20 protein-coding genes are annotated in these 25,651 nt (G+C 47.9%); 12 read left to right on the plus strand and 8 right to left on the minus strand.

Features of this window, described 5'->3' with window-relative positions:
* Positions 1-44 precede the first annotated feature (44 nt).
* Positions 45-1,052 carry a porin gene (locus VFA_RS09190; protein ID WP_038151473.1) on the minus strand — a complete coding sequence of 336 codons (1,008 nt, stop codon included), beginning with the start codon at positions 1,050-1,052 and terminating at the stop codon, positions 45-47.
* Between the two features lie 512 nt (positions 1,053-1,564).
* Here VFA_RS09190 and dinG point away from each other — a divergent pair.
* From dinG to rsmS, 3 genes are read left to right on the plus strand one after another with little or no spacing between them, the layout of a single operon-like run.
* A complete protein-coding gene (dinG, locus tag VFA_RS09195) occupies positions 1,565-3,640 on the plus strand; it encodes an ATP-dependent DNA helicase DinG (RefSeq protein WP_004726428.1) in 2,076 nt (691 codons plus the stop codon).
* Positions 3,641-3,660: 20 nt separating this feature from the next.
* Positions 3,661-4,209: a primosomal replication protein gene (locus VFA_RS09200; RefSeq protein WP_004726429.1), complete on the plus strand. Its 549-nt coding sequence runs from the start codon at positions 3,661-3,663 to the stop codon at positions 4,207-4,209.
* Positions 4,209-4,370, plus strand: coding sequence for a pleiotropic regulatory protein RsmS (gene rsmS / locus VFA_RS09205; RefSeq protein ID WP_014205375.1), 162 nt, complete (start codon positions 4,209-4,211; stop codon positions 4,368-4,370). The genes VFA_RS09200 and rsmS overlap by 1 nt, the downstream gene beginning before the upstream one ends.
* A gap of 69 nt (positions 4,371-4,439) precedes the next feature.
* On the opposite strand, the gene VFA_RS09210 is transcribed toward rsmS, so the two are convergent.
* Entirely contained in the window at positions 4,440-6,557 is a 2,118-nt protein-coding gene (locus VFA_RS09210) for a methyl-accepting chemotaxis protein (RefSeq protein WP_038151328.1), read from the minus strand.
* 203 nt (positions 6,558-6,760) lie between these two features.
* On the opposite strand from VFA_RS09210, the gene xthA reads away from it, so the two are divergent.
* Positions 6,761-7,570 carry an exodeoxyribonuclease III gene (xthA, locus tag VFA_RS09215; protein ID WP_004726432.1) on the plus strand — a complete coding sequence of 270 codons (810 nt, stop codon included), beginning with the start codon at positions 6,761-6,763 and terminating at the stop codon, positions 7,568-7,570.
* A gap of 86 nt (positions 7,571-7,656) precedes the next feature.
* Here the strand turns inward: xthA and VFA_RS09220 are convergent, their stop codons facing one another.
* From VFA_RS09220 to VFA_RS09235, 4 genes are all read right to left on the minus strand, one after another.
* Positions 7,657-8,334: an ABC transporter permease gene (locus tag VFA_RS09220; protein ID WP_004726433.1), complete on the minus strand. Its 678-nt coding sequence runs from the start codon at positions 8,332-8,334 to the stop codon at positions 7,657-7,659.
* 6 nt (positions 8,335-8,340) lie between these two features.
* Positions 8,341-9,081 (minus strand): ABC transporter permease, encoded by a 741-nt coding sequence (locus tag VFA_RS09225; RefSeq protein WP_004726434.1) that lies wholly within the window; start codon positions 9,079-9,081, stop codon positions 8,341-8,343.
* 116 nt (positions 9,082-9,197) lie between these two features.
* Positions 9,198-9,974 (minus strand): ABC transporter substrate-binding protein, encoded by a 777-nt coding sequence (locus tag VFA_RS09230; protein WP_004726435.1) that lies wholly within the window; start codon positions 9,972-9,974, stop codon positions 9,198-9,200.
* Between the two features lie 106 nt (positions 9,975-10,080).
* The gene (locus VFA_RS09235) at positions 10,081-10,851 is read right to left on the minus strand and encodes an ABC transporter ATP-binding protein (protein WP_038151475.1); all 771 of its coding nucleotides are present in this window, start codon (positions 10,849-10,851) and stop codon (positions 10,081-10,083) included.
* Between the two features lie 610 nt (positions 10,852-11,461).
* Between VFA_RS09235 and VFA_RS09240 the strand changes: the two genes are divergently transcribed.
* The 3 genes from VFA_RS09240 to VFA_RS09250 all read left to right on the plus strand — a co-directional run bounded on the left by VFA_RS09240 (position 11,462) and on the right by VFA_RS09250 (position 16,772).
* On the plus strand, positions 11,462-13,003 hold the full coding sequence (locus VFA_RS09240) for a DUF3360 family protein (RefSeq protein WP_004726437.1): 1,542 nt from the start codon (positions 11,462-11,464) through the stop codon (positions 13,001-13,003).
* A gap of 299 nt (positions 13,004-13,302) precedes the next feature.
* A complete protein-coding gene (gene pflB, locus VFA_RS09245; RefSeq protein ID WP_004726438.1) occupies positions 13,303-15,579 on the plus strand; it encodes a formate C-acetyltransferase in 2,277 nt (758 codons plus the stop codon).
* A gap of 206 nt (positions 15,580-15,785) precedes the next feature.
* Positions 15,786-16,772 carry a lipid A deacylase LpxR family protein gene (locus VFA_RS09250; protein WP_038151329.1) on the plus strand — a complete coding sequence of 329 codons (987 nt, stop codon included), beginning with the start codon at positions 15,786-15,788 and terminating at the stop codon, positions 16,770-16,772.
* 82 nt (positions 16,773-16,854) lie between these two features.
* On the opposite strand, the gene VFA_RS09255 is transcribed toward VFA_RS09250, so the two are convergent.
* Entirely contained in the window at positions 16,855-18,735 is a 1,881-nt protein-coding gene (locus tag VFA_RS09255) for a methyl-accepting chemotaxis protein (RefSeq protein WP_004726440.1), read from the minus strand.
* 225 nt (positions 18,736-18,960) lie between these two features.
* Between VFA_RS09255 and pflA the strand changes: the two genes are divergently transcribed.
* The 3 genes from pflA (at position 18,961) to VFA_RS09270 (ending at position 21,118) form a co-directional block, all read left to right on the plus strand.
* On the plus strand, positions 18,961-19,701 hold the full coding sequence (pflA, locus tag VFA_RS09260) for a pyruvate formate lyase 1-activating protein (protein ID WP_004726441.1): 741 nt from the start codon (positions 18,961-18,963) through the stop codon (positions 19,699-19,701).
* Between the two features lie 93 nt (positions 19,702-19,794).
* Complete coding sequence (locus VFA_RS09265) at positions 19,795-20,433, plus strand: energy-coupling factor ABC transporter permease (protein WP_370447169.1); 639 nt, start codon at positions 19,795-19,797, stop codon at positions 20,431-20,433.
* A 184-nt stretch (positions 20,434-20,617) separates the two neighbouring features.
* Positions 20,618-21,118 (plus strand): YfbU family protein, encoded by a 501-nt coding sequence (locus VFA_RS09270; protein ID WP_004726443.1) that lies wholly within the window; start codon positions 20,618-20,620, stop codon positions 21,116-21,118.
* Positions 21,119-21,212: 94 nt separating this feature from the next.
* On the opposite strand, the gene VFA_RS09275 is transcribed toward VFA_RS09270, so the two are convergent.
* A complete protein-coding gene (locus VFA_RS09275; protein WP_004726444.1) occupies positions 21,213-21,968 on the minus strand; it encodes a MipA/OmpV family protein in 756 nt (251 codons plus the stop codon).
* Between the two features lie 338 nt (positions 21,969-22,306).
* Here VFA_RS09275 and VFA_RS09280 point away from each other — a divergent pair, with 338 nt between their 5' ends.
* Positions 22,307-24,241: a PrkA family serine protein kinase gene (locus VFA_RS09280; protein WP_004726445.1), complete on the plus strand. Its 1,935-nt coding sequence runs from the start codon at positions 22,307-22,309 to the stop codon at positions 24,239-24,241.
* A 134-nt stretch (positions 24,242-24,375) separates the two neighbouring features.
* On the plus strand, positions 24,376-25,644 hold the full coding sequence (locus tag VFA_RS09285) for a YeaH/YhbH family protein (protein ID WP_004726446.1): 1,269 nt from the start codon (positions 24,376-24,378) through the stop codon (positions 25,642-25,644).
* Positions 25,645-25,651: the final 7 nt, after the last annotated feature.

A 25,651-nucleotide genomic window follows, 5' to 3' on the forward strand; every position in this document is an offset into this window, starting at 1 on the left:
AAACCCGGTCTAGACCGGGTTTATAATAACTTAGGTAATCAAAATTACCAGTATACGCGCATACCCAGAGAGTAGTTGAATTCAGAGTCAACTTGAGTTGGGTCAACAGTGATGTCAGACTCGTTGGTGAAGCCAAGAGTTGTACCATCTGCGTAGTTCGCTTCAGCAAATAGGCGAGCCCATGATGCGAATTTGTATTCTAGACCAACAAAGATGTTAGTACCGTCTTCGTCTTTGTCGTTGTAGATGTTTTTAGCATCTTGTTGAACGAATTCGTAACCACCGTATAGAGAAGTTTTCTCTACGAATGTCCAGTAAGCGCCCAGAGAGTAACCGTTTTGAGTGATTTTCTCGTTGCCAGATTCGTTTTTCAGTTGAGAACCATAGTAAGTACCGCTCAGCTCTAGAGCATCTGTTGCAGTAAATACAGCAGTCAATTCGTAGTAAGTGTTAGACAGGCCGTCTACTTGGTCTTTACCACCACCAACGTGAATTGCTACAGGACCGAAAGAAGAACCAACGAACGCTTCAGCCAGATCGTGACCGTCAGCACCGTCGCCACCAGCAACGCCTACGCTTGCTTTAACCCACAGGTTATCAAGGTCTAGAGCGTATTTGATTTGAGATTCATGCAGCGCACCGTTTAGAGTGCTGTACATGTTAGCAGAGCCACCATATACGTAAGAGTAGTCAGTACCGCCGATGTCATCTGAAGTTGTCCAGTCACGACCAACACGGATTGTGCCGTAGTCAGTTGCAAAACCAACCATGTGAACACGAACATTCATATCAGTGCTTGAGTTAGCTGGTACACCAAACTCAATCTTACCCAGTGCTTTCACGCTGTCGTTCACTGCGTAAGAAGCATCTACGCCTAGACGAGAAGAACCTGTAGTCAGGTTTGCATCGTAATCAGCGTCATCACGGAAATCTACGCGAGTACGTAGTTGACCGTAAAAATCTACTGAGCCGTCATCAGTCTTCAGAATTTCTGCTGCGTTTACAGAGCTTGCTGCTGAAATAACAGCTAGAGCTAGTAGCGTCTTTTTCATATTAATCCACTGCCTTTTCTTAAATGGGAAGTCCGTTTCGATTCCCTTTTGTTTTTTAGATGACGGTCTCCTAACTCTGCGGTTAGTTACCGTCGACCACTTAATTCGAGGTTTAGATTGCAAAAGATTATGCTGCGTGTCAAATGTGAAAAAAAATATTTCTAAACAACACATAAATCATTTTAAATCATAGTCTTACATATAAATTTCACAATATCTCGGCGAAGTTCTAATCAAAAAAATAAGAATAGGTAAATGTTAAATGTTTTAACATAATAGTCTTTCGTGTTGTTAATACTCAAAAAAACAAAATCAAACAGCATTTAATTCAGCAAAACACCCACAAATGGAGTTTTATATTTTTTATCATTCAAATTAAATTTAAGTGTATGAAGGTTCAGTTTTTTTTTGTGAAGGAGATCTAGATTTGTTCTAAAAGCACACGATTTCGTGAACTACGTATCGCTTAGTAAACTGTGCTAACATCCGGGACCCGATACGCAGGTCACATTATGCTTACTACCAAAATTCAACAGTCCATACGCAACAGCTATCAAAACCTTCAAAACCAGCTCGATAACTTTGTTCCTCGTCGAGCTCAAAATTATCTTGTTGCAGAAATTGCAAAAACGCTTTGTGGTAGCTATCACAAGTCTACTCGTATGCTGGTCGCAGAAGCGGGGACCGGAATCGGCAAGTCGTTATCTTATTTAATGGGCGTGATTCCTGTTGCGGTGAGCAACAATCGAAAAATCGTCATTTCTACGGCGACCGTGGCGCTTCAAGAACAGCTTGTGCACAAAGATCTGCCACTGTTTCGCCGCATCACAGACCAAAAATTCTCTTTTATACTCGCGAAAGGTCGACAACGTTATTGTTGCACCGAAAAACTGGCCGCGGCCTCCGGCGCTGATGGCGGACAAATGGCCATGTTTGAGTCCAAACCTGCAGAAAAGGATATACAACAGCTTCAGCAGCTCTACACCGAATTGTCTCAAGGTAAGTGGGATGGTGACCGTGATTCATGGCCAGAGCCTATCTCTGAGACGGTCTGGAACAGTATCGTCAGCGACAAACACAGCTGTAATGGCAGCTTTTCAGCCCATCGTCAGTGCCCGTTTCAAAAGGCGCGCTCTGAGCTTGATAAAGCGGACATCATCATTGCCAACCATAGCTTAGTCATGGCTGATGCCGATCTTGGTGGTGGTGTGATCCTTCCTGAACCAGAAAATACGATTTACGTATTCGATGAAGCACATCATTTACCTCATGTGGCGCGCGAGCACGCCTCCGCGGCAGCGACCATGAAGGGCGCAGCAGCTTGGTTAGAAAAACTCAATCAATCTTTATCTAAGCTCGCAAATCTGGCCGACGAGAAACGTGTCTCCCGCTTTCGAAATGAAGCGCAAGATGCAATACAAGCGCTGATACCGAGCTTGAGCCAACTCCCCAAACAGTTTGATGCCAGCGCATTTGAAGAAAAACGTTATCGATTCGAACACGGCGATTTGCCGACATGGCTTGAAGAACAAGCAAAAGACCTGAAACGACAAAGTCAGAAAGCCAATCAAGCCGTGGCAAAAATCGCCGACTTAATTGGTGAACGGGTTAAAGATGGTGAACTGGCACCACGCCTTGCTGAGCCTGCCTTGGCCGAACTTGGTTTCTTCATCCAACGTTTGGAAAATTTGGCGCAGGTATGGCACTTGATGGCGGAACCCAAGCGCGAAAAAGGAGCCCCGCTCGCTCGCTGGTTGGAGCTCAGCCCAGAACGTGAGGGGGATTACGTCGTGAACGTATCGCCACTTGAAATCGGTTGGCAACTCGATCAACAGATCTGGAGTCGTTGCGTCGGCGCCATTTTGGTCTCGGCAACCATGCGCGCGCTCAACTCATTCAATTTTTTCTGCCGCCAAGCCGGCATCAGCGAAAAAGCCGAGGACGGCGTTCAATTTTTAGCCCTTGCTTCACCATTTGATTATCAAAATCAGGCTGAATTGCTGATTCCTAAGATGCAATACGAACCTCAGGCTCCCGAATACACCGATTATCTGGCCGATAAAGTGGCCGATTACATCCAAGACGGCAAAGCAAACCTCGTTTTATTTGCGTCTTATTGGCAAATGAAAGAAGTTGCGGAGAAATTATCTAAATTATTTATAAAAAAAGGTTGGGCGCTGCAAGTTCAAGGCGAAAAATCCAGAAAAGAAATTCTAAATAAACATAAAACCCTAGTCCAATGCGGAAAAACCAGTGTGTTGTTTGGTACAGGAAGCTTTTCAGAAGGACTCGACTTACCCGGAGAATTACTGGAAAACCTTATCATCACCAAGATTCCGTTTGCCGTACCAACCTCACCCGTAGAGCAGGCACATGCTGAATACATTCAACATCGTGGCGGCAATCCGTTTCTACAAATCACCGTCCCGGAAGCCAGTAAGAAATTGATTCAATCAGCAGGCCGTTTACTGAGGAAAGAGCGCGATTGTGGTAGAGTCGTGATACTTGACCGCCGCGTGGTGTCAAAACGCTATGGCAAAGCCTTATTGGATTCGCTGCCACCGTTTAAACGCACCATTGAATACTGAGTTTTCTGGACCGTAGAAACATGAGTGATTTATCGAGACTAAACTCGCTATTGGATGAACTAAAGCACCACGCCGCACAAGTCGACCGTGTTCGTGGAGAGCATCATCAGCCCCTGTTTGATGATGTTCTGTTTCACTGTCGCGGGAAGTTGCTCACACCGTGCGTGCAGGAAGCAGAAAGCACACTAAATGCAATTACGCGTGAACAACATGCGGGGAAGCTGACGCAACACCGAGCCGAGTACCTCACCGAACGGTTGCTGGCGCAAGTCGGGGCGATTCAACGTGAATTGTCCACACAATCCATCCGCAAAAATGAACCGAAACACAGTAGCTATTACCGCAAACCCATCAGCGATTTGTATCAAGATCTCGCGCAGCATCAAGATTGGGAACGTCGCTTGATGGAAATGGTGCTCGATAAACAGCAGGCACTTGAACAGGCCTCGGTGTATCACAAACAAGCGGCGCAGCAGGCATTGCTGGCCGTTGAGCAACGCCTGAAACGCTGCCAAGATGCCAAAGCCAAAATTGAAAGACAAATCACCTACCGAGAGAAGCACCAGTAATGACGCAACCATCTGTCCCCCTCAGCGACGCGCCTGATGAAATCAAATTGGCCGTTGATCTGATCTACCTGCTAGAAAGCAACGGCGTTGATCCCAAAGTTGCCTTGGCAGCACTGGCGATCGTCAAAGCCGACCTTCAACAAAAGCTCGACAACCACTGATATAGCATCGCCATCGCATGGGCGAAAATTTCAGTGAAAAAAAGAGCGCCACTGCGCTCTTGTTTCGATTTAGACTTTAAACTGTGACACCAGCCGTTGTTGTTCTTGGCTCAGCTCGCTGATCTGCGTTCCGACCGCTTCCGATTCCCCGGCTTGCTCTAGGATTTGCGCGCTGAGATCTCGAATGTTGGCCACACTTTGATTGACTTCTGCCGACACCGTTTGCTGCTCCTCCGCCGCTTTCACAATCTGCGAATTCATGTCATTGATCGAGGCGATGGCATCAAACACCTGTCCCAGTTCAGCCACAGCGTTTTGAACTTGTTGCGCAGTCCCATTGGCCAGTTGATTACTGTCTTGAATTGCGGCAACCACATCTCGCGTGCCTTTGTGAACTTGCTCAATCACCAAACGAATTTCGCCGACGGAATCTTGTGTTCGGCTGGCCAAATTACGCACTTCATCTGCGACCACCGCAAATCCTCGTCCTTGCTCCCCTGCCCGTGCAGCTTCAATTGCCGCATTCAGGGCCAACAAGTTGGTCTGCTCTGAGATACCTTCGATGACTTCCAGAATTTCCGTGATATTCGCGTTGTTCTGCGCCAATTCTTCCACCACCGGCACGGCTTCGCTCATTTTCTGCACCAGTTTGAGCATTTCTTGCTCAGATGCTTCGATAACATTTTGCCCCAACTGCGCCGAATGATTCGCTTGCTCTGCCGCCTTCACCGCGTTTTCAGCATTATGAACCACCAGACTTGCCGTCTGGGTCATCTCTTCCGACGCCGTCGCCACCAAGTCAACCTCTTTGAACTGCGATTCACTACGCAAGCGAGTTTGTGCGGCCGCCACTTTGGATTGCTCAGAAGTCGCCGCCACGGAATGGGTCGCATCCACCACCTGACGAATGGTCGACTGCAACTTATCCAGAAATTGGTTGAATCCCAATGCCAGTTGGCCGACTTCATCTTGGGAAGCCACCGCCAAACGCTGCGTCAAATCCCCTTCACCTGAAGCAATGTCTTTCAAACGAACCACGACGGCCCGAATCGGTTTCACAATGCGCGACGCTGTCAGAGCAATAATCAGCAGACCGAGTACAACAAACAACAAGCCGGCAATAAGCTCTGCTTTCACCCCGTTTTCCACTTGTGTGGAAATCACGCTATCGAGTTCATTGGCATCTGCCAACACACTGCTGCGTGGCATCTCAAAGATCACGCCCCACGTTTGATTGGCTACATGAATCGGTGCAAACACCGTTAGCCACGCACGATCATCCGTCCATTGTGTTTTGACTTCATTGCCAAACAACAGATCCGTCACTTGATCGCCGCTTAGAGTCGAACCTGAAAACGGCTGACCGATCGGTAATGCGTTGTCATCACTTGCGATCAACGTCCCATCCAAACTAATGATAAACACTCGGCCATTGCCACCGAACAGGCTGCGATCCGAATCTTGAGCAATTTTCAGCAGCGGATTGAGTTTTAGATCAATCCCGTAAAAACCAACCGCAACATCATCAATTTTGATTGGCACGGAAATCGATGTCGCCAAGAGTCCGCCATTGTCTTGTTCAATCAAACGCGGCGTGGTGACACACGCTTCACCGCTACTGAGCGGACAATAAAATCGCTCGCTGTTGGCTGAATCGGCCAGCGATTTTTCACTCAGCACATTCGCCACCACATTTTCACCATTGGCAGTCGTCATCCAGTAAGGTGCAAAACGACCTTTTTCATTCGAGCCAACGTAATCCGCATTGATGTAGTTGTCGTCCTCGCTGTCGAGCATGTTGGGTTTGAAAACCAGATACGCCCCATCGATGGTCGCAAAGTTCAGCACCGATTTGCGCACCATGTCGTCCAGCGATGTGCGCAGTTCTTCGCTGTCGCCGAAATTTTCTTCAGCATTGGTTTTTAAGAACAGCGCGTTGGACGCGAGCATTTCCGCTCGATAAATGGCTTCATTGAGGAATTCAGAAATTTCAGTCGCATTTAACTGAGCACGTGTCTGCAGCAGTTGCTGAGATTTGTTGATCACCGAAGCAGCACTTTGCTGTTTGATGATTTTTTGATTATTGACTGCGTTATAAACCGAAAAGCCAATAAGAGAAAGTGACGTCACGAGAAGGCAGATTCCCGCCATCAGCGTAATTTTCCACTGAACTGATAGTGTTCGCATACAACATCCTTATGCTTGCGCCATTTGCCCTTTAATCGAACAAGGAAGCTTGAAATTAGACCACAATCTATCGATTTATCAACTGAAAGTTTACACCGTTTTTACAACTTCCTGACTCAGACAGTATTGCAGAGGTTTTTCGTCTTGTGATCACTTTTGAAGCTGGTAACATCGTTGATTAAAACCATAAGAAAGGACAAACCATGAAAGTCATCAGCTTTAATATCAACGGCTTGCGTGCTCGACTACACCAACTTCAAGCAGTCATTGATAAACATCAGCCTGACGTAATTGGCCTACAGGAAATCAAAGTTCATGATGAAGCGTTTCCACTCGAAGACGTGGAAGCGATGGGCTACAAGGTTTACTTCCACGGTCAAAAAGCGCATTACGGCGTCGCTATGCTGTGCAAGCAAACGCCCTTGGAAGTCCGCAAAGGCTTCCCAACCGACAATGATGATCATCAAAAACGTATGATCATGGCGACCTTCCTCAATGAACAAGGCCAAAAAGTCACGGTCATGAACGGGTACTTCCCTCAGGGCGACAACATCAGTCATGAGACGAAATTTCCCTATAAGCGCCAGTTCTACGCGGATCTGATGACCTATCTGAATGACTACCACACGAAAGACGATCAACTGATTGTGATGGGCGACATCAACATCAGCCCAATTGACTTGGATATCGGCATTGGTGAGCCGAACCGTCAACGCTGGCTAAAAACGGGCAAATGTTCATTCCAACCTGAAGAGCGTCAGTGGTTAAAAACCCTGCTAGATTGGGGCTTTGAAGATACATTCCGTAAACTGCATCCGGCGGTTAACGATCAGTTTTCGTGGTTCGATTACCGCTCAAAAGGGTTCGATGACAACCGCGGCCTGCGCATTGATGTGATTCTGGCCACGCCATCGTTGGCCGCAACATGTGTCGAAGCTGGAATCGACTACGAACTACGCGGCATTGAGAAACCTTCTGACCACGCACCGATTTGGTCGGTCTTTTCAAATTAAACTGCACCTGCGATAGATCAAAAAGCCCCGAATTCGGGGCTATTCTCATTGCGTTGTCGCTCCGTCGAGGCGTTCGCCTCAAGACGTTAACTCAGAGGACGTAGATACGCGAGGAAGCGTTTCTCTGCTTTTTTGAAGCAGAAGATAATGATAAACGTGAGCGACATGTAAAACAGACCAGCGGTAAGGAATGACTCAAATGGCGCGTAGTAGCGCGAGTTGACCAAGCGCGCTGCCCCCGTCAAATCCATGATGGTGACGATCCCCGCCACAGCGCTGCCGTGTAACATGAAGATCACTTCATTACTGTAGGCCGGCAATGCACGACGCAATGCGCTTGGCAACACCACTCGGCGATAGGTTTTCCATGTGCTCATGCCATACGCTTTGGCCGCTTCCACTTCACCTTTGGGTAACCCGTTGATGGCGCCACGAATGATTTCAGCGGTGTAAGCCGATGTATTGAGCACGAACGAGACCAACGCACAAAACCATGCATTTTCCCACAAAGTGTCTTTCACTGGGAAAAACTGATCCATGCCGTAATAAATGAGATACAACTGAACCAGCAGCGGCGTTCCACGGAAAAAGTAGATATATGCCCACGCCGGCGTGCTAATCGCATAATTGCGACTGTTGCGCGCAATCGCCAATGGAATCGCAATGCTGAGCCCGATGACCAGTGCAACCCCCACCAGCCAAACCGTCGTCCACAGGCCACTGAAATAGATAGGCAAACTTCCGATAATGAGAGAAAAATCCATAGTCGTTTACCTCGTGTGAATACTGAATTTTCGTTCAACGATCTTCAACAGACCGGTGGAAACACTGGTAAATAGAAGAAAGATGATCGAGACCGCCATGTAGAACGTAAATGGCATTTTAGTGGAACCTGCTGCCAGCGAACTCATCCGCACCATATCTTCCAAACCGATGATCGACACCAACGCCGTGGTTTTCAGCAGCACCAGCCAGTTGTTGCCAAAACCGGGCAACGCGTGACGAATCATTTGCGGTAAGAGAATGCGACGAAACGCGAGTGCGGCACTCATGCCATAAGCTTTTGCAGCTTCAAGTTCGCCTTTGTCGACTGCCATAATGGCGCCGCGAAAGGTTTCTGCCATGTACGCGCCGAAGATAAAACCGATGGTCAGCACCCCCGCGATAAACGGGCTGACATCAATGTAATCCGGTAGATAAGAGACCCATTCGTGGTTCGGGTCGCTAGACATAAACCAGTTGTTCAACCATTCGTTGATGGCATACAAACTGTTGTTGAGAAGAATTTGGCCACCAAAGAAAATGAGCATCATCAGAACCAAGTCCGGAATACCGCGAATGATGGTGGTATAAACGGTCGCAATGGCTCTCGCCCAACGGTACGGTGCGAGTTTGGCCAACGCACCTAACATGCCTAACAGCATCGCTAGCAGCAGTGAAAGCACGGCAACTTCGATGGTCAGCACGGCTCCTTTGAAAATGGAGGCTTCGTATCCCTGTAAATCCAGCATAACAATGTTCCTAGTCCCTGAAAGCCTGGTTGCTGGGTACTGCTACGAACTAGGAACCAGCAACCAGGAATGCCTTTTATTATCTCAACACGAACGGTCGCGTTGTGTTCGGCTGATTATTCGCCGTAAACATCATATTTGAAGTATTTCGCGGCGATTTGTTGGTATTCGCCTTTCGCACGTAGGGCATCGATCGCAGCATTTAGTTTCTCTGTCAGATCTTTGTCTTGTTTACGTGTTGCGATACCAAAGCCGTCACCGAACCATTTCGGATCAGTCAATGAAGGACCCACGAATTCGTAGCCTTCACCACCCGGTTTGTTTAGCACGCCATCTTCCAGTGCCGACGCATCACCCAGAACGGCTGCGATACGGCCATTCGCCAGATCTAAATACGCTTCATCAAATGAACCATAACGCACGATCTCAACCGCATCGCCATAGTTGTCAGTCAGGTATTTATCGTGTGTAGTGGCACGTTGAACACCAATTTTCACCCCTTTCAGACCTTCTTTCGTGAAGTCGAGCTGTGCGCCTTTTTTCGCGATAAATTTATTAGGGATCAGCGCGTATTTGTTGGTGAAATCGACTTTTTTCTTACGCTCTTCGGTAATAGACATCGCCGCGATGATGGCATCATATTTACGTGCCAACAGCGATGGAATGATGCCATCCCAATCCTGTGGAACGATCTTACATTGCACCTGCATCTCTTTACACAAAGCGTTGGCCATATCCACGTCAAAGCCTTTCAGAGAGCCATCTGCTTCTGTCCAGCTAAACGGAGGGTACGCGCCTTCAATGCCGAAGCGAACGGTTTTCCATTCTTTCGCTTGGGCGACGCCCGTTGCTGCTGTTGCTGCCAAAGCCGCCACTAATAACCACTTTTTCATTTCCATACTCCTGTGATTGTATTGTTGTGTTTGTTGTTGCTCTACGCTGCGAGTTCATACTTCGGTGCCACCGCGGCATTCCGACGACAAACCTTGGGCATAAAAATCAATAAATTGATGAAATAAACTGTTTCAGACGTTCTGAATCTGGGTCACTGAACAACTTGGCCGGATTCCCCTGCTCTTCGACACGCCCTTGATGCAAGAACATCACGTGGTTAGAGACATCACGCGCAAACGCCATTTCGTGGGTTACCACCAACATGGTGCGTCCTTCTTCAGCCAGATCACGCATCACGCCAAGCACTTCGCCAACCAATTCAGGGTCAAGCGCGGATGTTGGTTCATCGAACAGCATCACTTCCGGATCCACTGCCAGCGCGCGAGCAATCGCCGCACGTTGTTGCTGACCACCAGATAAGTGACCTGGGTAGTAATCGCGACGCTCGTAAAGACCAACTTTTTTGAGCAGGATCTCTGCGTTCTCGATCGCCTGAGCTTTGGGGACGCCAAGGACGTGCACGGGAGCCTCAATGACATTTTCCAGCACGGTCATGTGCGACCATAAGTTGAAACCTTGAAAAACCATCGCCAGACGCGAACGGATGCGTTGGACTTGCTTTTCATTGGCTGGAGACGATTCCCCCTGTCGGTTTTTCTTCATTTGGATCAGTTCACCTTTGACCCAAATTTCACCTGCAGTGGGTGTTTCCAATAAGTTGATGCATCGAAGAAAGGTACTTTTGCCAGAACCCGATGAACCGATGATCGAAATCACGTCACCTTTGTGAGCCTGAAGTGAAATGCCCTTCAGAACCTCGTTCTGGCCAAACGTTTTGTGCAGGTTTTTGATATCCAGCGCGGCTACATCAGTCATGCGCTCTAACTCCCTGTATTTTTTATCACTGCCGAGCATTCCAGCTCAATTTCGGATACAAACTAGCACTCTCCCCAATAACATGCAACAAATCATTAACCTAAAAAATCAGTATATTTAGTTATTTAATCTGACTAGTAATTCAAGTTTTAGCCAATTCTTCTCCAAACACCGCATAGAATCACACGAAACCAGAAGAAAAATTTACTGACATTTATTAACATTTTTATAAAAGTAAGACCTGCCGCAAGATTTCTGGGCAACATTTGTCACCAAGTGATACATCTCTCAAACTGAACAAATTTTTGGAAAGAATACTTACAATTTGAAATTAAATTTCACACTTAATCGCCAGTATGTGACTGATTTCATTCGTGTAATGTAGCTTAATTTCATATCTATTCTTAAAGTGATCAAGATCAATCACCCTAAGGGGTTAGCACGCTAAACTCGCCAACAAATAAAAGAGTAAATAAAAACTCTGTATTCAATCAGTTGGTTATGCATAGTCATTGCAAAAATGAACACTTATGCAGTTTAAACCGTTTCGCTTCGGCAATTTATTTAGAATTCAATTAAGAATTACTTACTTTTAACATATGAGGAATCTATGTCAGACGTAGTCAATCAAGAGCGCTCAGACATCGACACAAAGAGCTATAAAGAGCTCCACCGTCCAGCATCTGAGTTTGCAAGCCGCTCCGATTACCTAGACCACGAACTGCAGATCATGAAGCCACGTCGCTTCGGCCTGAACCTGCCTGGTCGTGACTTCCGTTTTGAACTTGAAGACTTAGTGCCAGCACTTGCTGGTACCATCGGCATTATCGCGATGTACTCTGCCGTCATGATGTCTTGGGCTGAGGGGCTGACCCAAGCTTGGGATCATGTCTCGCTTGGTAAAGACTTTGCGATTGAAGTGGCACGTGTAGAAATGCTGATCCCAGCACTGCTGTTCTGTATCATTTCTTCAGGCTTTCTCAACCCACGCGCAAACCTTGCGGGGAACCATGGTCCAATGATCCCATTGATCGGAACGATCGCTCTGGCGGGTGCTCACCCACTGGCACTGGCGATTCTGATCGGTGTGTTTGGCCTGATTCTGAGCTTCTTAAAAGGTGGTTCAAAACTGGTGAACCTCACCTCGGAAGGAACCGCCGGTGGCTTGCTCATCTTCTTAGGATTGACCGGCACCATGAGTCAGATCACCTCCATCCAAGAGTGGGCCGTTGGTCTGCAATCGGCGAGCGTTGAAGCGGGCAGCATGGGTTATGTGGGCTTGATTGTTCTGGGTGTGACTGTCGCTATTTATGCGTACCTTGCCAAAGTGAACAAACGCTGGCTGGCCATCCCGGTGTGTGCCTTTACCGGTCTGGCGATTGCGCTGGTTCTGGGTGCAGGTTTTGACATCAAGTTTGAAACCCAAATGGGCTTACCAAACCTTAACCCAGTTTACTGGTGGGGCAGCACTGAACAAGGTTGGATGCTGGGTCTGCCGAACGTAGAACACTTTATTGCTTCACTACCGTTCGCGATTCTTGCCGTTGCCATGTGGTCACCTGACTTCCTCGGCCACCGCATCTTCCAAGAGCTGAACTACCCGCGCAAAACTGAGAAAGTGCTGATGGATGTCGATGACACCATGACCATGTGTTCTGTACGCCAGATGGTGGGGACTGCCGTTGGTGGCGGTAACATTACGTCGTCTTGGGGGACATACATGATTCCAGCGGCGATCGCGAAGCGTCCGATCCCAGCTGGTGCCATCCTACTTGGTTCATTCTGTATCATTGTTGCGATTCTTGGTTTCCCAATGGACGTAGCGGTATGGCCGCCAGTGATGCGTGTGGCACTATTAGTTGGTGTCTCCCTACCGCTACTTGAAGCGGGTATGCAAATGGTCCGTGACACGAAAGATTCACAAGCAGCTGGTATTTGTATCTTTGCTTCTATTGTTACGAACCCAGTTTTAGCATGGGCGCTGACCATGTTCTTGGATAACAATGGTTTGATTGGTGACAAAGAGCGTGCATCACGCCTGTCATTCGCCGATAAAATCATTATTCCAGTCGGCGTGTTTATTATCTGTTTAGTTGCTATGCTTGCTGTGGGTATGCTGGAAAGCCAATATGGCCTCAAGGCTTGGCTGTAAAGCGGCAACTCGGGATTCAACAATACTTTGGGTAGTGCTTAGCACTACCCAAACTTTATTTGAAATTTTTAACTTTTATTGATTTAGTTTAAGGTTTACGAGTTTTTTTTAGCTTACATTGCCAATCAAGGGGAACAAATAACAATATCTATATTCAAACAGATGAGTATAATTTTTGCGTATAGATTGAATATAGATATTGTTATTCAATGAGTGTACTGCCTCCCGCATTACATGCAGGATAGCTGGCTCAACGGCGAAACAGTACGTGTTTTTTCTACTAAAAAGGTAGGTATGTCATGGCAGAGCAATTTGCTAAAGCTTGGGAAGGTTTTGCAGCAGGTGACTGGCAAAACGAAGTCAATGTTCGTGATTTTATTCAAAAGAACTACACTCCTTACGAGGGTGACGAATCTTTCCTAGTTTCTGAAGGCACCGAAGCAACTAACAAGCTTTGGGCACAAGTAATGGAAGGTATCAAACAAGAAAACTCAACTCACGCTCCTGTTGATTTCGATACTTCTGTTATCTCTACCATCACAGCTCACGATGCGGGCTACATCAATAAAGACCTAGAAACAATCGTTGGTCTTCAAACCGAAAAACCTCTGAAACGTGCTCTTATCCCTAACGGTGGTATCCGCATGGTTGAGAGTTCTTGCCACGCTTACGGCCGTGAACTAGACCCTGAAGTTAAAAAAATCTACACCGAGTACCGTAAAACTCACAACCAAGGTGTATTTGACATCTACACACCAGCAATTCTTGCTTGTCGTAAATCAGGCGTACTGACTGGTCTTCCAGACGCATACGGCCGCGGTCGTATCATCGGTGACTACCGTCGTATCGCACTTTACGGTATCGACTTCCTGATGGCTGACAAATTCGCTCAATTCACTTCTCTACAAGAGCAGTTTGAAAACGGCGAAGATCTGCAAATGACCATGCAACTGCGTGAAGAAATCGCAGAGCAACACCGTGCTCTTGGCCAAATCAAAAAAATGGCTGCGAAATACGGTTTTGACATCGGTCGCCCAGCAGAAACTGCACAAGAAGCAATCCAATGGACTTACTTCGGCTACCTAGCTGCAGTTAAATCACAAAACGGTGCTGCAATGTCTCTAGGTCGTACTTCGACTTTCCTAGACGTGTACATCGAACGTGACCTGAAAGCAGGCACAATCACTGAAGAACAAGCGCAAGAAATGATCGACCATTTCGTGATGAAACTGCGTATGGTTCGTTTCCTACGTACTCCTGAGTACGATGAACTGTTCTCTGGCGACCCAATCTGGGCAACTGAATCTATCGGTGGTATGGGTCTTGACGGCCGTACTCTAGTTAGCAAAACTAACTTCCGCTTCCTGAACAGCCTATACACCATGGGTCCTTCTCCAGAGCCAAACATCACTGTACTTTGGTCTGAAAAACTGCCAGAAGGCTTCAAAAAATTCTGTGCAAAAGTTTCAATCGACACGTCTTCTATCCAATACGAAAACGACGATTTGATGCGCCCAGACTTCGATTCTGACGACTACGCGATCGCATGTTGTGTATCTCCAATGGTTATTGGTAAACAAATGCAGTTCTTCGGTGCTCGTGCAAACTTGGCGAAAACTATGCTTTACACCATCAACGGTGGTGTGGATGAAAAATCTAAAGCACAAGTTGGTCCTAAAATGCCAAAAATCACTTCAGAAGTTCTGGATTTCGATGAAGTATGGGACAAAATGGACCACTTCATGGACTGGTTGGCAAAACAATACGTCACTGCATTGAACGCTATCCACTTCATGCACGACAAATACAGCTACGAAGCGTCACTGATGGCACTGCACGATCGTGATGTGAAACGTACAATGGCTTGTGGTATCGCTGGTCTGTCTGTTGCTGCTGACTCTCTGTCTGCAATCAAATACGCAACTGTTAAACCAATCCGTGACGAAGATGGCGTTGCAGTCGATTTCGAAATCGAAGGCGATTACCCTAAATTCGGTAACAACGATGCACGTGTTGATGACATCGCATGTCAACTAGTTGAAGTATTCATGAACAAGATTCGTGAACTGAAAACTTACCGCAACGCGATTCCTACTCAGTCTATCCTGACTATCACTTCAAACGTGGTATACGGTAAAAAAACTGGTAACACACCTGACGGTCGTCGTGCTGGCGCTCCATTCGGTCCTGGTGCAAACCCAATGCACGGCCGTGATGAGAAAGGTGCTGTTGCATCACTGACTTCAGTAGGTAAACTACCATTTGCACACGCTAAAGACGGTATCTCTTACACCTTCTCTATCGTGCCAAACGCACTGGGTAAAGAAGAAGGCTCACAACGCGCTAACCTTGCTGGTCTGATGGATGGTTACTTCCACCATGAATCTGGCATCGAAGGTGGTCAGCACCTAAACGTGAACGTACTGAACCGTGAAACTCTGCTAGACGCAGTGAAACACCCAGAGAAGTACCCACAACTGACTATCCGTGTATCTGGTTACGCAGTACGCTTTAACTCTCTGACTACTGAACAGCAGCAAGACGTTATCGCTCGTACTTTCACTGAATCACTATAAGTTTCAGTCTCGACATAGTCGATGATCAATCCCCGCTCATTGAGCGGGGATTTTCTTTTATTTCAATCTAAAAATCAGTTAAATAAACAAGTTGCATATTAATGTAACCCACACCTCAATTTCACTGCATCAAATCCGCTTTATTCATACTTGAATCGACTTTTACGCTACCATCATCACTCTCTGACGGAATGATGTAGCCTTCTATGAAGTTATTGCGCCTATTACCTCTTACTTTGCTTTGCGGGCCAGCATTGGCTGCCACGCAAGCCACCTTGTCGATGCACTTGGACAATGACGGCATTTTTGGGGTTGATGAAGATTACACCAACGGTATTTTTTTCACCTATACCTCTCAAGGCATTCGCCCCCCTTGGTGGGCAAAGCCCTTAAGCGTATCCGCTTGGGGAGCCAGCAGCCTCGATAAATGGGAAATCAGCGTGGGCCACAAAATGTGGACTCCAGCCGACATTACCTTGGAAAAACCGCAAGCCAACGAACGTCCTTATGCAGGTTATTTGCATGCGGAGTTCAACTACCTCAGCCTTCACTCGCAACAAGCGCAGCGCTTTAACCTGACGATCGGTACCACAGGCGACAGCTCGCTCTCGGAGCGCGCACAAACCCTAGTACATAGCATCACCAACTCCGACGATCCCAACGGTTGGGATTATCAAGTGGAAGATAAAGTCGCAGGCAGCGTCGGCTATCTCGGCCATTTTAATTGGATGCGTTCACGGACTTGGCAAGGCTTGGAGTGGGACGTCTCCAACGTGTCGGAAGTGAATGTGGGTAACTTTCGTAGCGACATCGCCACTGGCATCATGCTGCGCTGGGGACAAGATCTCGCAGGCAACTTTGGCAGCGCGCAAATCTCCGCAGAAAAGCCATTTTTACCCGGCATGATTGGCGCATCCAGCCAAGGGTGGTTTGTTTACACGGGTATTGAAGCACGATATCGCTTTAACGATTTAACCATTGAAGGGCACCGACCGCTGAACGACTTAGACCACGAACCCAGTTACTACGAAGTCACTGTCGAACCGGTTCAAGCGACAGCCGTCTTTGGCGCCGCTTGGTACGGTTCACGAATGGGGGCGAGCCTTGCGGTTGCTGCCAACAGCGCGGAATATAAAGAGAGCCGGGACGCTCTACACAGTACCGGCTCTTTTACACTCTATGGCTTTTTCTGATCGACGATTGCATCGGTGATTCAATTGCTCGGGTGATTCAATTGCTCGCCAGTGAAATCGTATCGGCCGTTAAACCGTTCAGTTAAATCGTAAAGCGCTGACAATCGCTGTTTAGACTGGTCGAACGCTGGTCCACAATCTGGCTGGTTGAACGCAACTGATCGTTGTTTTCTTCCAGCTGTTTCATCGCACTGGAAATCTGCGTCATGCTGTCGGCCATCGATTGACTGGTGGTGGCCAGCTCTTTCATCGATGCAAAAATCACTTCTGTTTGATGGGCCGCTTGTTCCGCCTTTTCAGTAATGTGCGTCAGCGCTTCCATCGCTTCCATCCCGCGCTCTTGGCCGGTCTTCATGCTGTGCTCGGACTGACCAATGTACTGAATCACCTCAGCGCTCTCTTTTTTCATCGTTTCAATGGTGCCTGAAATCTCGGTCACCGCATCAACCGTGCGCACCGCTAAGCTACGAACTTCATCAGCCACCACGGCAAAACCTCTTCCCTGCTCGCCAGCCCGGGCTGCTTCAATCGCCGCGTTGAGCGCCAACAAGTTGGTTTGCTCAGCAATGCCATTGATGATTTCCATTACGGAATCAACTTTCGACGACGCTTGTTCAAGCTGCTGAATGTGCCCTGCTGCCGAGCTCAAAATTTTGCCCACATCTTCCAACGAACCAATCGCCGCGGCGATAACCTTTGAGCCATCTTCTGCCGCTTGGGTCGAGGATTTACTCACATCCGACACAAACTCCAGTGAATTCGACACTTCTTGCGTGGTGACACTCACCTCTTCCGTGGCGGACGCTAACAATTGTGTTTGCCCCAAGATATCCGACTGACTGCGCGCCAAGTTGTCCACCCCGGCATTGAGCTCAGCCGCATCACCGGACAACGCTTGGCTGCGATCTTGCACCGCTTTGACCAACTCACCCAGGTTCTCACAGCTTTGGTTGATCGCCACCGCCAGTTGATTAAATTCATCGTTGGCATTGCGCGTAATGGTCAAACGTTGCGACAAATCGCCGCCGGATAAACGTTCCAAAATCGCTTTGGTTTGCAACAACGAACGCGACAACGAAAGACTGAGCATCACAAAAATGGATATGGTGATCACCGCCAACACCGCACAGGCCACCAGCACCGACCACAACGTATTGCTACCCGCTCGGTCTGCCGCGCTTTGATAGCGGCCACTCATGGTTTCGAGTTTTTCAGAAATCGATTCAATGAGCGACTGCGCTTGCGTTTCACTGTTCACCAATGCCGCTTCCTGCACTTTCACCTGCTGAGACAACTCACTGACGCGCGCGAACGTCGCTTTGAACTGCTCAACCTCTTTTTCATACAGCTCTAGCATGGCGTAGGTATTCGACATGTTGACGAACCCTGCCATGGCGCGGTTAAACAACTTGAGGTTTTGATCGTTGGGTTGCAACAAGTAATTTTGTTGCGCTTTGATCATCGCTTGAAAGTCCGAGTTCAACGTCACCATGCCGGTTTCTGCAATTTTCTTTTCAATGGTTCCGGCCAATGACTTCAGTTCCCCGAGTTTGCCTTCTTCAACATTAAAGCCCAGCTCCCCTTTGATGTTCATCCAAGGGCGCAGCGCATCACCAAATTCCTGAGTGGCTTGGCCGAGTTGATTGGCTTCATCATTCAAACCGCTCGATTGTAGAAACTGTACATCGTTGGCCACTTCCGACAGCAATTCACTGAGCTGAGTGGTGGTCTCGCTCACTTGGGCAGCGCTGAGATCATCACGCTCGGCAGCCAACGTCAGCAATTTAGCTTGAGTGGCGTGGATAGCGACCGCGCCGGTGGTGATTTTTCGGCTTTGTTGATACTGCGCGCTCATGCTCGACAAGCTGCTGGCGGTGTAAACCCCCAACGCACTAAACCCGATACAAAGAATCACGATAAACGCGATGATTTTCTGTTTTTGAGAGAGATTAAATACTTCCATGCATTCATTCCTTACCACGGTGCAAATGACTGACGACATCAAGGAAAACGTAAATCTTGTGTTTGCTTTTCTTATAATTAATAACAAGTTTATAACATAATTTTATCTATAATCGATTATTTTTATGCCCAGCGTTCGTCGCCAACAGATTGGACAAGGAAAACCTATTTAAACCCTACCTTTTGTAATAAAATAACGAACACATTCAGCAAACGAGAGCAGCTTATGTCTACTACTGGTCGTATCCATTCATTTGAATCTTGCGGCACTGTTGATGGCCCCGGCATTCGATTCATTATTTTTCTGCAAGGTTGCTTATTCCGTTGTAAGTACTGCCACAACCGAGACACTTGGGATACCCACACAGGTAAAGAAGTGTCTGTTGAAGAAATCATCGCAGAAGCGAAGTCTTATCGTCACTTTATGAACGCATCTGGCGGCGGCGTGACGTGTTCGGGCGGTGAATCGATGCTGCAACCGGAATTCGTGCGCGACTTTTTCCGCGCTGCACAAGCTGAAGGGATTCATACCTGTCTTGACACCAATGGCTACATTCGTAAATACACCCCTGTAATCGATGAAGTCTTGGACGTGACCGATTTGGTGATGCTTGATATCAAACAGATGCAAGACGAAATTCACCAAGATCTGATTGGCGTATCGAACAAACGCACACTGGATTTTGCCCGCTATCTGCAAAAGATGGGCAAGAAGACGTGGATTCGTTACGTGGTCGTTCCTGGCTACACGGACGATGAAGAATCGGCGCACCTGCTGGGTCAATTTATTCAGGACATGGACAACGTCGAAAAAATCGAATTGTTGCCATACCACAAATTGGGCGCTCACAAATGGGAAGCGATGGGTGAAACGTATCCACTGGAAGGTGTGAACCCACCGAGCAAAGAAACCATGGATAAAATCGTGTCAATCCTTGAGCAGTATCACTCAAACGTAAAATACTGATTCAATCCCACGAGCGAATCGTAAAAAATACCAGCCATAGCGCTGGTATTTTTATGGAAAGGAGTTCGCGTGCAACTGGAAGAATTGGCCTCGCTGGTCGTGATCCTACTGTTTATTGTGGGGACTGCACGTGATGTCCGGACTTCGTTCTGGCCCAAATTCACGCATGAGAAAACATTTCAGCACCTCACCTACTTCGTGATGTTTGCCCTGTTTTTGCTTTGGTCCGCGCAAGCCAGCGTCAAAGAAGGGTTACACATTCACTTCCTTGCCCTCACCACCCTGACGATGATGTATGGCTGGCGCTGCGCATTCCTACTCACCATTCCTGTCACCGCCGCACTGGTCGTGGTGGGGAAACTGGGTGTGTATGACGTGCCCGAATATTTGCTACTTTCTGCGCTGCTGCCCATTCTCATCAGCTACGCAATTTTCGCACTTAGTTATCACTACTTGCCCCGTAACATCTTTGTGTTCATCTTCGTTGCGGGCTTTTTTAATGGCGGTATGACCGGCAGTTTGCATTTACTGCTGAACACGCTCTACCAACTGGCATTGGGCGTGCACGATTGGCAAACCATCTACAGCAATTATCTGATTCTTGTGCCGTTATTGGCGTTTCCTGAAGGCCTGCTCAACGGCATGGCACTGGCGATTCTTTGTGTGTTTAAGCCCGAATGGTTACGCGTCTTTTCCGATCGAGATTACATCTACAATCACTATCACAAGTAAGGCTCGCAGGCCATCACCGATAACACGCTGCGCACCGAGCACTGCCTCAACGAAAACGATAAAAGATGCAGATATTTTGTACTTTCTCCATTAAATCCGTGTTGAGATCATGTTTCAGGCCTACCCGTACTGTTAACCTTAACTCAGAAAAAATGACACAGTTTAACTTTTAGTGAGGCCAGCTATGGAAATGACAAACGCACAACGTCTGATCCTGTCTAACCAATACACATTAATGTCTCAGCTTGATCCGCAGAACGCTGCCAAATACAAACGTCTGCAAACCATCGTTGAACGTGGTTACGAGTTGCAGATGTGCGAACTGAATAAAGAGTTTGGCTGCATCTCTGAAGCGCAATGCCGCGAAGTGATCGACATCATGGAGATGTACCACGCGATGCAAGAGTCGTTCAACATGTTGGAAGAGGATGAGCGCAAAGATGTGGATGTTCGTCGCCTGAACTACCTTGGCTACGACATTGCGTCGGAAGCACAATTGGTGAATTACGTTCGCTTCCTTGTGAACGCTGAAGGCCTCTACCCGCAATTCGACAAAGGCGATCACCACTTCAACAGCCAAATGCCAATGCAGGAGAAATATCGCCGCATGTTGACCACGTGGCGCAACTGCCCACGTCAATACCACTTGTCTGCCAGTGAACTGAGACAGATTTTTAACGCATAAGCGGAACGAAAAAGGCTGGGAATCCCAGCCTTTTGTCATGATTCAAACCTCATCGTGAGCATGCAACGATGTCATCGCCTTTGCTCACCCGTCATTAGAACACGTAAGCGATGCCCAAAGTGCCCATCACGCTGGTATCGCGGCCAACCACGGGGCTGTCGGACAAATCACTGTCGAGGTTCGAGTAACGAATGCCGCCATTGACACGCACGCTGCGCGTAATCGACCAGTAGGCTGACGCACCAATAAAGTACTGCCCATCCCATCCGGCATCATATTCTTGCAAACCGCTGCGTGCCGATTCACTGGCCGAGACACCGTACAAGTGGTTGTTGAGTTTGTCGGAGTTGTATGAATAACCGATCGCCGGCGTAATGCCCCAGTTCGAGAAACGCAGCGGCAAACGCCAAGCAATTTCACCGTACATCCCGTTGTGACGACCAGCCACATCGGCGCCCACCGAGGCTTCCCACATGCCCACCAAGGTACGGAGCTGATAACTCACACCACCGAGTACCGTCGACTTGCGCTTATCCAACAACCGGATTTGCGGGTCATCCGAATCTTCTGGTTTGAGTGTGCGTGGGTCGTAGGCCAAACGAAACACAATGTTCTGTTCAGAGCCGATCGGCATCAAACGATAACCGGCGGTAAAACCACGCAAAAATAGGTGTTCACCTTCATAGCCAATCACAGGAATGACCGTACGGTTTGACGACGTATCTTTATACACCGCAGGTGAGTATGCCGCAGCAACCCCGACTGACCATTGGTTCATTTCTGCGTGTGCAAAGGATGAAGCCGCGAGAGCCGAAACCGCCCAAGCCGCTTTGAAAATTGGATAGCGCATACTGACCTTGTGAAATTGTTGTATAAAAAGGATGAGAGACAAATGATACGACGTGTCCCCCCAGCACACAATCTTTGACCGGAAATTCGCCAATTTTCAGTCAGCGAAGTGCCAATTTCAGCGAAAACGCCTCGCATTCTCCTGCAAAATCAATTGAACATTTCGCTCGCATTCATCGTAAAAATAGATAATAGAAAAGACGTCATTCCAGTCACGAATTTGAAATAAATACATAATCTCTAAGCAAAATCGACAATTGCGAACTAGGCTTAATTTGTTAGGGATTTGTGTTTTTAAGCGGTTGTATGTCATCACGACATTTTCAGAGGGGAATCACTATGAGTATTTTTGACCACTTTCAGGCACGCTATGAAGCAGCCAAGGACGAAGAGCTTTCCATTCAGGAGTTTCTAGCTCTGTGTAAAGAAGACAAAAGTGCTTACGCCAATGCAGCGGAGCGCTTGCTAATGGCCATCGGCGAACCTGAGTTTGTCGATACATCGAAACACCCACGACTTAGCCGAATCTTTTCAAACCGTGTGATTTCTCGCTACAAAACGTTCGAAGACTTCTACGGGATGGAAGACGCTATCGAACAAATCGTTTCTTACCTCAAACACGCGGCCCAAGGATTGGAAGAGCGGAAACAAATTTTGTACTTACTCGGCCCAGTGGGCGGGGGTAAATCATCACTGGCTGAAAAACTCAAAGCCTTGATGCAACAAATGCCGATTTATGTGTTGTCCGTCAACGGGGAGCGCAGCCCGGTGAATGACCACCCATTTTGCCTGTTTGACGTCACCGAAGACGGTGACCTATTGAAACAGGAATATGGTATTGAAAAACGCTATCTGCGTTCAATCATGTCGCCTTGGGCAGCCAAACGCCTACACGAATTCGGTGGCGACATCACCAAATTTAAAGTCGTCAAAGTGCGCCCTTCGATTCTCGACCAAATTGCGGTCGCCAAAACCGAACCGGGCGACGAAAACAACCAAGATATTTCATCACTGGTCGGTAAAGTCGACATTCGTAAACTCGAGCACTTCTCACAAGATGATCCAGACGCCTACAGCTACTCCGGCGCATTGTGTCGAGCTAACCAAGGTTTGATGGAATTCGTTGAGATGTTTAAAGCACCGATCAAAGTGCTGCATCCCCTATTGACTGCCACGCAGGAAGGCAACTACAACGGGACCGAAGGCCTCTCTGCCCTGCCGTTTGACGGCATGATTCTGGCGCACTCGAACGAGTCCGAATGGCAAACCTTCCGTAACAACAAAAACAACGAGGCGTTCCTCGACCGTGTGTACATCGTCAAAGTGCCTTACTGTCTGCGTGTGTCGGAAGAAGTCAAAATCTACCAAAAACTGCTGGATCACAGTGAGTTGTCGCAAGCCCCTTGCGCGCCAAGCACCTTGGATCTGCTGGCCCAATTCAGCGTACTGTCACGCCTAAAAACCCCCGAGAACTCGTCTGTGTTCTCGAAAATGCGGGTCTACGATGGTGAAACGCTCAAAGACACCGACCCGAAAGCGAAAAGCTATCAGGAATATCGTGATTACGCCGGCGTCGATGAAGGGATGTCGGGTCTGTCGACCCGTTTCGCGTTCAAAATTTTGTCTCGCGTGTTTAACTTCGATCACAGTGAAGTTGCCGCCAACCCAGTGCATCTGTTCTACGTCATTGAGCAACAAGTCGAGCGCGAACAGTTCCCACAAGAAACCGCAGAACGCTATCTAGAATTCCTCAAAGGGTATCTGGTACCGCGTTATGTTGAATTCATCGGCAAAGAAATTCAGACCGCTTATCTTGAGTCTTACTCTGAATACGGTCAGAACATCTTTGATCGCTACGTCACCTACGCTGACTTCTGGATTCAAGACCAAGAATACCGCGATCCAGAAACCGGTCAGTTGTTTGACCGTTCGGCACTCAACAGCGAACTGGAAAAAATCGAGAAAACTGCCGGCATCAGTAACCCGAAAGATTTCCGTAACGAAATCGTCAACTTCGTGTTGCGTGCGCGTGCCAACAACAACGGTCAAAACCCGGTTTGGACCAGTTACGAAAAACTACGCACCGTGATCGAGAAAAAAATGTTCTCGAATACCGAAGAGTTACTTCCTGTTATCTCCTTCAATGCGAAAACCTCTTCTGACGATCAGAAGAAACACGACGACTTTGTCGCCCGTATGATGGAGAAGGGCTATACAGAGAAGCAAGTCCGATTGCTGTCTGAGTGGTATTTACGCGTACGTAAATCCTCTTAACAGTCAATCAGCCCAGGCCTCAGTTGCGGTGGCATTCGGATAGGATGCCACTTCTGCTGGTCTAACACACAGGGCAGGCCCGAAGTCGTTTGAGCGAACAACGCTCACTGGGGGACGTATACAGGGAGAATCTCATGGCGCAATTTATCGACAGAAGGTTGAACGGCAAGAACAAGAGCGCAGTCAACAGACAGCGTTTCTTACGCCGTTACAAAGAGCAGATCAAGGAATCGGTCGCTGATGCCGTCAATCGTCGTTCCATCACCAACACGGAAACCGGCGAAGACGTTTCTATTCCGCATCGTGACATCAAAGAGCCCGTTTTCCATCAAGGTAAAGGCGGCCTGCGTGAACGCGTGCACCCGGGAAATGATCAATTCATTCGCGGCGACAAAATCGAACGGCCGAAAGGTGGCCAAGGGGGCGGCTCAGGTGAAGGGGAAGCCAGCCCGGATGGTGAAGGCGAAGACGATTTTGTATTCCAAATTTCCAAAGACGAATATTTAGATATTCTGTTTGAGGATCTGGAACTGCCAAACCTCAAGAAGAATCAAGTCAACAAAATTACGGAATGGAAAACCCACCGTTCCGGCTTCCAAACAGCCGGGATTCCAGCCAACATTTCCGTGGTGCGTTCATTGCAACAATCCTTGGCTCGTCGCACGGCAATGACCGCAGGTAAACGCCGCTTAATGAACGAACTGGAAGCCGAACTGGAGCGAATTCAGCACGCCGAACCTGCGCAGCTGCTGGAAGAACGTCGCCTCAAACAGGAAATTGAAGCGTTACGCGCCAAAATTGATAGCGTGCCGTTTATCGATACATTCGATTTACGATTCAAGAACTATGAAAAGAGACCCGTCCCTTCCAGCCAAGCCGTGATGTTCTGCTTGATGGACGTATCTGGCTCGATGGATCAAGCCACCAAAGATATCGCCAAACGGTTTTATGTGTTGTTGTATCTGTTCCTCACGCGAACGTACGAGAACGTGGAAGTGGTCTTCATTCGTCACCATACCCAAGCCAAAGAAGTCGATGAACATGAGTTCTTCTATTCACAAGAAACCGGGGGCACCATCGTCTCCAGTGCTTTGAAGTTGATGAACGAAATTATTGAAGCACGATACCCACTCGGGGAATGGAACATTTACGGCGCACAAGCATCTGATGGCGACAACTGGGCCGATGATTCCCCCCGCTGTAAAGAGCTGCTCACCAACAAGCTCTTACCGTATTGTCAGTACTACGCGTACATCGAGATCACGCGACGTTCGCACCAAACTCTGTGGCACGAATATGAAAAACTGCAGCCTTCATTTGACAACTTCGCGATGAAGAATATTCGCAATGTGGAAGACATTTTCCCTGTGTTCAGGGAGCTATTCCACAAGGAAACAGCATAGGGAGCGC

This window comes from Vibrio furnissii CIP 102972 (assembly GCF_000176175.1).
GTDB classification, from domain to species: Bacteria; Pseudomonadota; Gammaproteobacteria; order Enterobacterales; family Vibrionaceae; genus Vibrio; species Vibrio furnissii.